Raw genomic sequence first — 11,811 nt, 5'->3', positions numbered from 1 at the left:
CCCAGGCCCGGCAAATCGGTATCTCGTTCGCCGCCGAGGAGGGCTGACGTGTCGGGCAAAGTGGTGCTGCTGGTGACGTCGCCCCGGCTGCCGGCCGGGGTGCTGACCGCGCAGGCGTGGGACCTGGTCCGCGCGCACCCGGTGCTCGCGGCGGAGGAGTCCGAGCAGGCCGCCGCGCTGCGGGCCGCGGGCGCGACGGTCACCGTCACGCCGGCCACGGCCGACGCTCTGGTCGCCGCGATCGCCGAGCACGGCACCGTGATCTGGCTGGCCGCCCCCGACGGCGACGAGCGCCTGGCCCGGGAGCTGGGCCTGCGGCTGGCCCGCGAGCCGGGCCTGGCCGAGCTGGAGCTGCTCTACGGCTCCTGGGACCCTCCGGGCGCCCGCGTGCTCGACGTCGTCACGGTCATGGACCGTCTCATGCACCCGGACGCGGGCGACCCGTGGAAGCGGGCGCAGACGCATGCGAGCCTGGCGCCGTTCCTGCTCGAGGAGGCATACGAGCTGTATGACGCCATCCGCGACGACGACGCCGAGGCGGTGCGCGAGGAACTCGGCGACGTGCTGCTGCAGGTGATCCTGCACGCCCGGCTGGCGGAGGAGACCGCCGGCTTCACCGTCGACGACGTGGCAGGCGACCTGGTCGACAAGCTCATCCGGCGCAACCCGCACATCTTCGCGGACACCGAGGTCGGCGGCATCGACGAGATCATCGCCAACTGGGAGCAGATCAAGAAGGCCGAGAAGTCCCGCAGCTCCGCGGTCGACGGCGTCGCGCTCTCCCAGCCGGCCCTGGCCCTGGCCGCGAAGCTTCTGCAGCGCGTGGAGCGGGCCGGCCTCGACGTGCCACCGCCGGCCCCCGACACCCTGGGCGGGCGCCTGTTCGCCGTGGTGGCCGAGGCCCGCGCCACGGACGCCGACGCCGAGGCCGCCCTGCGCGAGGCCGCCCTGACCTACATCGAGACGGTCCGCACCACCGAGCGCCGCTCAGCCTAGGCAGGGATCCCGCAAGGGCACCGGCCGCCCGAGGCTCTCGGCGATGGCGAGGATCGGACCGGCCTCGACGTCGTAGCGCCCGCGCCTCTGCCGCGCTGCTCCAGCAGGCCGCGGTCGAGCAGCATGCGCAGGTCGTGGGTCGCTTGGTCGGTGGTGAGATCCTCGTCGCGCTGATACGCGCGTTGAGCGCCGAGACCGTCCGGCTCGGCAGCGTGTCTTCGTGGGGCCGCCAACAGTCCCCGCTCGCCAGGGGTGCGCAGTCACGCCCAGGACCCGGATCCGGGTCAGAGCGGCTGTTGCCAGTCAGTCACGACCGGGAGGTGGACGAGCAGCGACGTGCCGCCACCTGCCGGACTCGCGATCTGCATCCGTCCGCCGAGCGCCTCCACCCGGTCCACGAGGCCCATGAGCCCGGAGCCGAGATTGGTGTCGGCGCCGCCGACACCGTCGTCGCAGATCTTGAGCACGAGGGACTCACGCTCCGCCTCGCTGTCGATGCTGACGTGGATGCTGACCGCGGATGCGTGCGCGTGTTTCGTGGAGTTGGTGAGCGCTTCGGATGCGACGTAGTACGCGGCCACCTCCACACGCTCGGGAAACCGTCGCTGGACGCCCAGATTGACGTTGACTGGGATGGGGCAGCGGCGGGCGAGGGCCTTGAGCGCGGATCCGAGGCCGCCCTGGGAGAGGATGGCCGGGTGGACGCCCCGCGAGATCTCCTGAAGGTCGTTGAAGGCACCGGCCAGACCATCAGTTGTGTGTGACAGCCGCGCCTTGAGCTCATCGAGTTCGGCCGGCACCAATGCTTCGGCCGCGCGTAGCTCGAGCCCGAGCGACACGAGACGCTGTTGCACGCCGTCATGCAGATCCCGCTCGATCCGGCGCCGCGTCTCATCCGTGGCCGCGACGATCCGCACCCGTGAGGCGGCGAGTTCGGCCCGGCTCGCCGCGAGCCTGCGCTCGCTCTCGCGCAGGTCACGAACCACTACCAGCGTGTCAAGGGTCGCGGTCAGCCGCCGCCCGACCTCCTGGAACAGCCTCTCCTCCTGGGGAGTCCAGACGCGTGGGTAAGAGCACTGGTGCAGTCCGAACATGTACGACGCGTCCGCCTTGGGATAAAGCGCCATGGCGATCATGGATTTGATGTTGAACACTTCGGAAATCGCTGCTGGCGGCGAATTCCCGGATTCCGGGTCGAATCGTACTGGACTACTGGATGACAGCACACTTTTGAACACGCCGGCGACTTCCGGATCATTTTCGATTTCCAGGCCGAGTCCGAAGGCTCCCATGTATTCCGGCCGGGTGCGCTCCATTCGCACTCGATGGTGCGCCGCCTCCGGATCGCAGGGGTAAATCAGCCAGGCTCGGTCGCATTCGAAGATCGTGAGCACGACATCCAGAACCTCGCTCATCATCTGTTCGAGATCGCTGGTGCCCTGCATAGCGCGGTTGATCCTGTCCATGCTTTCGAAGAACCAGAGCTGTGCCTGGCGTTCTTCATCAGCGCGCTTACGTTCGGTCACGTCCATCGTGGTGCCCACGAATTCCTCGAGTTCACCGGACGCATTGAAGACCGGATAGACGACTGAGCGAATGTGCTTCAACTGAGCCTGAGGAAGGATAACTCGAAACTCAAGATCGAAGTTTGTCTCCCCGCGAATTGCTCGTTCGAGCGTGTCGACATACTTCGCCCGATCCTCCGGATGAACGCGTTGCAGATGTTCTTCGAATGAAGGAACCTCCCGCCTGGGATCGAAGCCGAACACGCGGCAGTGTTCGTCGGACATGTGGGTCGGCGAGCCGGTGGAGGTGTTCAGCGCAAAGCTTCCGGTATGGGTCAGCCTCTGCGCCTCGGTCAGATAGGCTTTGCTTCTTCGCAACTCGGCCGTCCGCTCGACCACCCTCAGCTCGAGTTCATTTCGGGCTTTGCGAAGTTTTTCTTCCGCCCTGCTTCGCTCGTGGATCAGGCGCGTATTCTGGAACACCGTCACCGCGTGATTCGTCGCCAATGAAAGCACTAGCTGATCAACTTCGGTGGGGAAGTCTGTGCGATCGCAGGCAGCCGCGATCACTCCATGCTCGGCATTGACTCCGATGGGAATGGCAATTCCTCGGTGCGGCCTCTCACAGCCGCACGTATTGGGAATGATCTCGTTACGCGGGAGCTGGCTGCGCGAAGTAAGGTAATGTTCCAGCCATTCCAGAAATTCCCTGCACGCACGCCCTTGAGTGACATCCGCCAGTACAGCACCATGGGGGTCGCGCAACTGCACGAAAGCAAGATCAAGCTTCAACAGACCGACCAGCGCGTCAGCCAGTCCAGCGGCCACGACAGGTGGTTCTTTCCCGATCCACGCCGTCGGGATGGTGGAGAGCGCCACCAGATCCCTGAGCAGGTTTCGTAGCCGGAGAATCTCCCTGTCACTATCGATACCCATTAATCAACCCCGCCCGCGGCATCGGAAACCGACCGCCGCTCGCGAATTTCACGGAGGAACTGCTCGGGGGGAACGAAGAACGGATTGCTCTGGAGTAGGCCGCCGATAATCACGAGTGGATGGGTCCGCAGGAGATCTATCATCATGCTCGCCTTGAGTTTCGGCAGCTCGTATGTACAGATCGCCGCGTTTCCGTACCTGGGCATCATGAGGTTTATGCGCGCCTCGTATTCGAACAGGCTATCCCCGACGAGTTCGTCGAGCAGCCACCACTCCATATGCGCGATCAGCCGGGCGCGCTGGAACCCTGCCGCGACGATCGACTCAAACTGTTCTCTGAGCCAGGCCAGCATGGCGTCCTGGTCGAACTGGCCATCGCGAAGGTAGGAGTCCTGCCACAGCCGAACCTCCAGCTGGCCCGACGCCAGCGCCGCCTCGACATCGACACCCACTTCGCCAAGTCGCTTCAGATGTTCGTCACGTAGTTCGGGGTCAACGAGGTGGAAGGCCTTCTCCCCCGAATCAAATCCGGCTGCGATGTACGAGCGAAGAACGCTGTACTGTTCTTCGATGCCATTGAAGAACGCGCAAACATGGAATTGCTGGCCGAGCGTGTCGACAAGGTTGCATGGATCGTTCTGTGTTCGCATTTCTCTCACCCTCCCAGACCGGGTAGGGTCCTATAAATAAACGGGCGGCGGCAATGGGGGGCTGGACGCAGCCGGGAGTGACGCGGACGACAAGCACGATCGTCCGCGTGGCCGCCGCCGCTGCGCTGATCCAGCAGCGGCTTTGAAGAGTCGCCAGGAGCACGGCCTCTTCCCAAATCCCGGTCACGCGACGTGCACAAAGGTCTCAAATCCGGCGGATGGACCAATCCACTATACTTCCGGCTCGCTCCACGCAAGACTGGCAGCGAGGTTCGCAGCGACCGACAGGCGGACTGACGAAGACGACCTCGCCGGGCATCGCCCAGCGCGACCCGGTTCGACGCCTACGTGCTGGCCGACACCATTCGCATCGGCCGGTGTCGACTGACGCCGCACCACAGACCGATCTTCACCTCGCCACCCCGCGTCGGCACCGTCCGCGCGGCCTGACTCCTGGCTGATCGCGGCGCCGCCCTGGCGGACTGGCCGGCGTCACGCCGTCCACCCCGTCAGTCCTTGGACAAGTCCGGCCCTCCATAACGGGATCGGCACAGACTTGACTGGAGTGGGGCCGACACGGTCACCGGCGGGAGTGCAGTACGCTCGTACTGCTAAGCGACGCCGTACCCGCCCGGCGGAGCGCGGCGGACAGAGCTGGAATCAGCGAGAAACTGCCCCGACGGCGGTGGAGACCCCCGGAAAGCAGCGCGAGAGGAGCGCCCGGCCGATGGCGAAGATCAAGGTAGACAACCCTGTCGTCGAGCTCGACGGCGACGAGATGACCCGGATCATCTGGAAGCAGATCCGCGAGCAGCTGATCCTGCCCTACCTCGACGTGGATCTGAAGTACTACGACCTGTCGATCGAGTACCGCGACGAGACCGACGACCAGGTCACGGTGGACGCCGCGAACGCCATCAAGCAGTACGGCGTCGGGGTCAAGTGCGCCACGATCACGCCCGACGAGGCGCGCGTCGAGGAGTTCTCGCTCAAGAAGATGTGGCGCTCGCCGAACGGCACGATCCGCAACATCCTCGGCGGCGTGGTCTTCCGCGAGCCGATCATCATGTCCAACGTGCCGCGCCTGGTGCCGGGCTGGACCAAGCCGATCATCATCGGCCGTCACGCCCACGGCGACCAGTACAAGGCGACGGACTTCGTGGTCCCGGGCCCGGGCAAGGTCACCGTCACGTACGCCCCGGCCGACGGTGGCGCCCCGCTGGAGTTCGAGATCGCCAACTTCCCCGGCGGCGGCGTCGCGATGGGCATGTACAACTTCGACGATTCGATCCGCGACTTCGCGCGCGCGTCGTTCCGGTATGGGCTGGACCGCGGCTACCCGGTGTACCTGTCGACCAAGAACACCATCCTCAAGGCATATGACGGCCGCTTCAAGGACCTGTTCGCCGAGGTCTTCGAGAGCGAGTTCAAGGACGAGTTCGCCGCGGCCGGCATCACGTACGAGCACCGCCTCATCGACGACATGGTCGCCGCGGCGCTGAAGTGGGAGGGCGGCTTCGTGTGGGCCGCCAAGAACTACGACGGCGACGTCCAGTCGGACACCGTGGCCCAGGGCTTCGGCTCCCTCGGCCTGATGACCAGCGTGCTGATGACCCCCGACGGCAAGACCGTCGAGGCCGAGGCGGCGCACGGCACGGTGACCCGTCACTACCGTCAGTGGCAGAAGGGCGAGAAGACCTCGACCAACCCGATCGCGTCCATCTTCGCCTGGACGCGCGGCCTCGCCCACCGCGGCAAGGTCGACGGCACCCCCGAGGTCACGAACTTCGCCAACACGCTGGAGCAGGTCTGCATCGACACCGTCGAGGGCGGCCAGATGACGAAGGACCTGGCCCTGCTCATCTCGCGTGACGCCCCGTGGCTCACGACGGACGAGTTCATGAACGCGCTGGACCAGAACCTCGCGAAGCGCCTCAGCGCCTGACGAGGTTTCGCACGGCAACGCCGCCGGCCCCGCCCCTTTTCGGTGCGGGGCCGGCGGCGTTTCCGCCCACCTGCCACAACAGAGCGTTGTCCATCAATCACCGACAGGGACGGCGCTACCAGGCCGGGCGAAAACTGTCGTAGCCACCCGTCATCCTGTCCTCGTGCATCTCCTCGTTCGCGCCGCAGGCTCCGTTGTCGTGGGGCTCGGCATGGTCGCAACCATCGCCGGGCTGGCGTTGCCCTGGACGCTGGTCGGCGGCCGGCATCCCGACCTGGTCACGGTCGCCGGGATCGCGTTCCTCGGGCCGCTGCTGAGCGCGCTCTGTCTTGCATACGCGCGAACGGAGCCGCGCAGGTCCCGGCTGATCGCCGCGGTGGCCGGGGTGGCGGGCGCGGCCGCGGGGGTGATCGCGACGGCGCTCGCGCGGCTGGTCGAGCCCGGCGCGGGCATCGGCCTCGGCGGGCCGCTCACGGTCGCGGGGTCGGCCGCGCTGGTCTTGGGCTGGGCGACGCTCGCGGTCACCGGCGCCGGCGCGCTGCCGCGCGCGGATTGGCGACCCTGGGCCGCGGTCGGGGGCGTGGCGGCTGTGCTGGTGGTCGTCGCCGGGTTCGCGGTCGACTGGGCCCGCGAGGGGCGTTTCGTCGACGCGACGACGGCCGGCGCCGCACCCGCGACCCAGGCGTCGTCGTGGCCCCTGCCGTTCACCGGCGTCGAGCTCGTGGGGATGCGCGGTGGGCTGGCGATTCTGCGGGCGAGCGACGGCATCCGGGCGGTCTGGCTCGGCAGCAGCACCACGGCCTGGCAGTATCTGCGCTCCGACCTGTCCAGCCAGGCGGCCGGCCTGGTCGACGACGCGGTCGTGGTCGCGTTCGGCACCGATGACGGGGTGCTGGTGACGGCGCTGGAGGCGGAAACGGGGGCGGAGCGGTTCTCCCAGCGATACCGATCGGGGAAAATGGCGACCGTGCACGCCGCGGGTCGCACGGCGGTGCTGTCCGGGGTCGGCATCGGCGCCGAGGATCTGCTCGGTATCGACGCGCGCAGCGGCACGCAGCGATGGCGGTGGGCCCCGGCCCGCAACGGCACGGCGTGCGATGTGACCGACCTGGCGGCCAACGCCGAGACCGTCGCGGTGGCGCTGCGGTGCCGCGCGCAGGGCGTCGACGACGTGGCCGTCGGCCTGGCCGCGGCGACGGGCGCCGAGCGCTGGTCGTGGCACGCGATCCAGCGGGGCGGCACGGGGCTTCGGGTGCACTCCACCGGGTCCGGCTTCGCCACGCTGACCGGAGCGACGCCGCAACAGGTCACGTACTTGGAGGCGAACGCCGGCACGGTCGGCGCGCGCCACGACGCGGCCGGCACGCTGGCCGTGGCCACGGGGGCGAGGCTGATCTACGCCGATCAGGGCAGCGCTCAGGGGCACCTGACCGCCGTCGACGCCCGGACCGGCGCCGCGCAGTGGAACGTCGGCCTGGCGTGGCTGGGCGGATACCAGCCGGTGGCGGGCACGGCGGCGGACGGCCACGCATACCTGCTGTGGCGCAGCCCGTCGGGCGCCCTGCGCTTACTCACCGCGTCGACCGGCGACGGATCGACCGAGGAGATGCGCGCCGTCGCCTGCACCGCCCGGTGCCCGGAGATCTCGATCGCCGCCGCCGGCTCGCACGCCGTCATCGCCACCCGAGAGGAGAAGGCAACGCAGCTGTACCTGAGCGCTGTGGATTGAGCCGGCGCGGCGTTCGAGGGTGGGGCGGTGGGTGTTACGAGGCTTGGCGTTCGGCGAGTTCTACCACGTTCGTCAGGAGCATCGCCCTCGTCATCGGGCCTACGCCGCCGGGCATGGGGGCCAGGTAGCCGGCCACCTCGGCCACGTCCGGGGACACGTCGCCCACCAGGCGGGCCTTGCCGTCCTCGCCGACCACGCGGGTCACGCCCACATCCAGGACCGCGGCGCCGGGCTTGACCATGTCGCGGGTGAGCAGGCCGGCGGAGCCGGCGGCGACGACGATGATGTCGGCGTTGCGGGTGTGGGCGGGCAGGTCGCGGGTGCCGGTGTGGCAGAGGGTCACCGTGGCGTTCTCGCTCTTGCGGGTGAAGATCAGGCCCAGTGGGCGGCCGGCGGTGGTGCCGCGGCCGATCGCGGTCACCTCGGCGCCCGCGATCGGGATGTCGTAGCGGCGCAGGAGCTGGACGATGCCGTTGGGGGTGCACGGGAGCGGTGCGGGGATGTTGAGGACCAGGCGGCCCAGGTTGGTCGGGTGCAGCCCGTCGGCGTCCTTGTCCGGGTCGATGAGCTGCAGGATGCGCTGCTCGTCCAGGCCCTTCGGCAGGGGCAGTTGCACGATGTAACCGGTGCAGGCGGGGTTGGAGTTGAGGGCGTGCACCGCCTCCTCGACCTGAGCCTGGGTGGCGGTCGCGGGCAGGTCGCGGCGGATCGACGCTATGCCGACCTCGGCGCAGTCTCGGTGCTTGCCCGCGACGTACGCGTGGGAGCCGGGGTCGTCGCCGACCAGGATCGTGCCCAGGCCGGGGACGATGCCCCGCTCGGCGAGCGCCTTGACGCGCTCGCGCAGCTCGTCCTTGATGGCGGTCGCCGTTGCCTTACCGTCGAGAATGGTTGCCGTCACGGGTTCCGATCCTGCCATTAGAGTGCAGGGCGTGCTGCTCCGGCGCGGCGTTGTCGCCCTCCTCACCCTGCTCACGCTGACGGCGTGTGGCCACGATGAAAACCCTGTCCCCGAGCAGCAGCCGGTGGTGGCCGAGAGCCAAGGGCCGCAGGTGCAGCAGGAGCCGCAGGCGGTGGCGGGGCTGGGCAGCAGGAGTGCGTCGGCGGCGCCGAGCGCGAAGAGTCAGGGCGAGCAGGCCACGGCGTTCGTGCAGAAGCTCCCGGGGACGTTCGGGATCATCGTGCGGGACCGGACGACGGGGACGGTGTGGAAGGCCGGCGACACAAAGGCGACCACGTGGACGGCGTCGACGATCAAGCTCGCGATCGCCACGGATCTGCTGGAGCGTAACCAGGCCAAGCAGATCACGCTCGACGCGACGGATCGGTCCAATCTCGACAAGGCATTGATCAACTCCGACAACGACGCGACGACGGCGCTGTGGAACAAGTACGACGGGCCGGGCATGCTGGAGCGCCTCCGGTCGAAGCAGGGCATGAGCAGCCTCGCGGTCATCAACGGATATGAGACCTTTTGGCGCAACCTGCGGTGCAGCGCCGAGGACCTGCAGAACCTGATGTCGTACGTCCTGGAGAAGCTGGACGCGCAGAGCCGGTCCTACCTGGTGACGACCCTGCGGAAGGTCGCGGGCAACCAGCACTGGGGCGTGTGGGCGGCCGGGCCAAGCCTCAAGCCGGGCAACAAGGACGGCTGGGCGGAGAAACCGGTCAACGGCAAGAACGTCTGGGTGACGCACACGGTCGGGTTCGCCGGAGACGGGGAGCGATACGTGGTGGCCGTCATGTACGAGCAGAAGCCGGGCGGCACGCTGGAGAAGGGCGCGCACACGGTGAGCGACGCGGTCGCGACATACTTCGGGGCGAAGGTGCCCGCCCCGGTCACGCTGCCGTGACCGGGGAAGGCGACGACTTCGGCGTCAGTGGAAGAAGTGCCGGGTGCCGGTGAAGTACATGGTCACGCCCGCGCCGCGCGCGGCCTCGATGGTCAGCTCGTCGCGGATCGAGCCGCCGGGCTGCACGATCGCCTTGATGCCGGCGTCGATGAGGGCCTGCGGGCCGTCGGGGAACGGGAAGTAGGCGTCGGACGCGGCCACCGAGCCGGCCGCCCGCTCGCCCGCGCGGGTGACCGCGAGCCGCACCGAGTCGACCCGGTTGACCTGGCCCATGCCGACGCCGACCGTCGCGCCGCCGGAGGCGAGCAGGATCGCGTTGGACTTCACGGCGCGGACCGCACGCCAGGCGAACTCCAGGTCGCGCAGCGTCTCCTTGTCGGCGGGCTCGCCGGTGACGAGCCTCCAGTCGGCGACGGCGTCGCCGTCGGCGTCGATGCGGTCGGCGGCCTGCACGAGTACGCCACCGGAGATCTGTCGCTGCTCCACCGGGGCGGGCGACCAGGCCGGCGCGCGCAGCACCCGCAGGTTGGCGCGGGCGGTCAGCAGCTCGCGGGCGTCATCGGAATACGACGGCGCCACCACGACCTCGGTGAAGATCTCGCTGATCTGCTTGGCGAGTTCGAGGGTCACCGGGGCGTTGACGGCGATCACGCCGCCGAAGGCGCTGACCGGGTCGCAGGCGTGCGCCTTGCGGTGCGCCTCGGCCACGTCAGCGCCGATCGCGATGCCGCACGGGTTGGCGTGCTTGATGATCGCCACGCACGGCTCGGCGAAGTCGTGCGCGGCGCGCCACGCGGCGTCGGCGTCGACGTAGTTGTTGTAGGACATCTCCTTGCCGCCGAGCTGCTCGGCCTGGGCGAGGCCGGGCGCGGCGGCGGGGTCCGTGTACAGCGCGGCGGACTGGTGCGGGTTCTCGCCGTAGCGCAGCGTCGCCGCCTTGCGCAGGGCCGTGCCCGCGAACCGCTGGTCGTCGCGGGCGAACCAGGCGGCGACGGCGACGTCGTACTCGGCGATGTGCGCGAAGGCCTGGCCGGCCAGGTCGCGCCGATCGTCCAGCGTGAAGCCGCCGTCGGCGAGGGCCTGCAGTACCGAATCATAGGAAGCCGGCGAGGTGACCACCGCGACGCTGTGGAAGTTCTTGGCCGCGGCCCGGACCATGGCGGGCCCGCCGATGTCGATCTGCTCGACGCACTCGTCGTCGGAGGCGCCGGACGCGACCGTGTCCGTGAACGGGTACAGGTTGGACACCAGCAGCTCGAAGGGCTTGATACCGAGCTCCGCGAGCTGGGCCGCATGGGCCTCCAGCCGCAGGTCGGCGAGCAGGCCCGCGTGCACCTTCGGGTGGAGGGTCTTGACCCGGCCGTCGAGTGTCTCGGGGAACCCGGTCAGCTGCTCGACCCTCGTGACCGGCAGGCCGAGCGCCTCGATGCGGCCCGCGGTGCTGCCGGTGGAGACCAGCTCCACGCCGGCGGCGGCCAGCGCGCGCGCCAGTTCCTCGAGCCCGGTCTTGTCGTAGACGCTGATGAGCGCGCGTCTGATGGGACGGCGGTTAGCCACGGCCCAGCCTGACCTTTCGTTCGTTGACGGTCCAGCCCTCGCGCGCCATCCGCCCGACCGTGTCGACCAGCTGGCTGCGCTCGGCTACTTTGATCCGCTCCAGGAGCGTGTCCTCGGTGTCGTCGTCGAGGACCGGCACCGCTACCTGCGCGATGATCGCCCCGGTGTCGACACCGCTGTCGACGAAGTGCAGCGTGGCGCCGGCGAGCTTCACGCCGTAGGCGAGTGCGTCGCGCGGGCCGTGCATACCCGGAAATGCCGGGAGCAAAGCGTTGTGTGTATTGATGTACCGGCCCTCATACTCGGACAGGAAGCGCGGCCCGACGAGCTTGAGGAACCCGGCCGAGACGACCAGGTCGGGATTGAACCGGGAACACTGCGACAGCAGCGCCTCATCCCATTCGTCCCGCGAGGCGAAGTCACTCACCCGGACGACGAACGTGGGCACACCGCGGCGCTCTGCCCGGGCGAGCCCCTCGACCGAGGGGCGGTCCGCACCGACCGCGACGACGGTGGCGCCATACGACGGGTCCTCGGCCGCGTCGAGCAGGGCCTGCAGATTTGACCCGGAGCCGGACACGAGCACCACAAGCCGAACTGTCACCACGAAACTGTATCGACCGGGTTGGCCCTGCTCAGC

The 11,811-nt window shown here is 68.7% G+C and carries 9 protein-coding genes; 4 read left to right on the top strand and 5 right to left on the bottom strand.

Annotated features, from left to right (window positions below; translation table 11 throughout):
* Positions 1 to 48: 48 nt before the first annotated feature.
* A complete protein-coding gene (locus AB0367_RS02830) occupies positions 49 to 996 on the top strand; it encodes a MazG family protein (protein ID WP_366224421.1) in 948 nt (315 codons plus the stop codon).
* 284 nt (positions 997 to 1,280) lie between these two features.
* Here AB0367_RS02830 and AB0367_RS02825 read toward each other — a convergent pair whose 3' ends face one another.
* Both AB0367_RS02825 and AB0367_RS02820 read right to left on the bottom strand, forming a co-directional pair.
* Entirely contained in the window at positions 1,281 to 3,437 is a 2,157-nt protein-coding gene (locus AB0367_RS02825; protein ID WP_366224420.1) for a PAS domain-containing protein, read from the bottom strand.
* Positions 3,437 to 4,087, bottom strand: coding sequence for an MEDS domain-containing protein (locus tag AB0367_RS02820; RefSeq protein WP_366224419.1), 651 nt, complete (start codon positions 4,085 to 4,087; stop codon positions 3,437 to 3,439). The genes AB0367_RS02825 and AB0367_RS02820 overlap by 1 nt, the downstream gene beginning before the upstream one ends.
* 727 nt (positions 4,088 to 4,814) lie before the next feature.
* On the opposite strand from AB0367_RS02820, the gene AB0367_RS02815 reads away from it, so the two are divergent.
* Positions 4,815 to 6,032 carry an NADP-dependent isocitrate dehydrogenase gene (locus tag AB0367_RS02815; protein ID WP_366224418.1) on the top strand — a complete coding sequence of 406 codons (1,218 nt, stop codon included), beginning with the start codon at positions 4,815 to 4,817 and terminating at the stop codon, positions 6,030 to 6,032.
* Positions 6,033 to 6,195: 163 nt separating this feature from the next.
* On the top strand, positions 6,196 to 7,761 hold the full coding sequence (locus AB0367_RS02810) for a hypothetical protein (RefSeq protein ID WP_366224417.1): 1,566 nt from the start codon (positions 6,196 to 6,198) through the stop codon (positions 7,759 to 7,761).
* Positions 7,762 to 7,795: 34 nt separating this feature from the next.
* Here AB0367_RS02810 and AB0367_RS02805 read toward each other — a convergent pair whose 3' ends face one another.
* Complete coding sequence (locus AB0367_RS02805) at positions 7,796 to 8,662, bottom strand: bifunctional methylenetetrahydrofolate dehydrogenase/methenyltetrahydrofolate cyclohydrolase (protein WP_366224416.1); 867 nt, start codon at positions 8,660 to 8,662, stop codon at positions 7,796 to 7,798.
* A 31-nt stretch (positions 8,663 to 8,693) separates the two neighbouring features.
* Between AB0367_RS02805 and AB0367_RS02800 the strand changes: the two genes are divergently transcribed.
* On the top strand, positions 8,694 to 9,614 hold the full coding sequence (locus AB0367_RS02800) for a serine hydrolase (RefSeq protein ID WP_366224415.1): 921 nt from the start codon (positions 8,694 to 8,696) through the stop codon (positions 9,612 to 9,614).
* Positions 9,615 to 9,638: 24 nt separating this feature from the next.
* Here the strand turns inward: AB0367_RS02800 and purH are convergent, their stop codons facing one another.
* A complete protein-coding gene (purH, locus tag AB0367_RS02795; RefSeq protein ID WP_366224414.1) occupies positions 9,639 to 11,171 on the bottom strand; it encodes a bifunctional phosphoribosylaminoimidazolecarboxamide formyltransferase/IMP cyclohydrolase in 1,533 nt (510 codons plus the stop codon).
* A complete protein-coding gene (purN, locus tag AB0367_RS02790; protein ID WP_366224413.1) occupies positions 11,164 to 11,778 on the bottom strand; it encodes a phosphoribosylglycinamide formyltransferase in 615 nt (204 codons plus the stop codon). Before purN ends, purH begins: the two co-directional genes overlap by 8 nt.
* Positions 11,779 to 11,811: the final 33 nt, after the last annotated feature.

Source organism: Dactylosporangium sp. NPDC051484 (genome assembly GCF_040689395.1).
Taxonomy (GTDB): domain Bacteria; phylum Actinomycetota; class Actinomycetes; order Mycobacteriales; family Micromonosporaceae; genus Dactylosporangium.
This window is presented reverse-complemented; position numbering and strand designations above follow the sequence as displayed.

What these genes read in the sequence shown, in the direction of transcription:
- AB0367_RS02825 (WP_366224420.1), bottom strand. Translation starts at nt 3,437, where the DNA reads ATGGGTATCGATAGTGACAGGGAGATTCTCCGGCTACGAAACCTGCTC.
- AB0367_RS02815 (WP_366224418.1), top strand. Translation starts at nt 4,815, where the DNA reads ATGGCGAAGATCAAGGTAGACAACCCTGTCGTCGAGCTCGACGGCGAC.
- AB0367_RS02820 (WP_366224419.1), bottom strand. Translation starts at nt 4,087, where the DNA reads ATGCGAACACAGAACGATCCATGCAACCTTGTCGACACGCTCGGCCAG.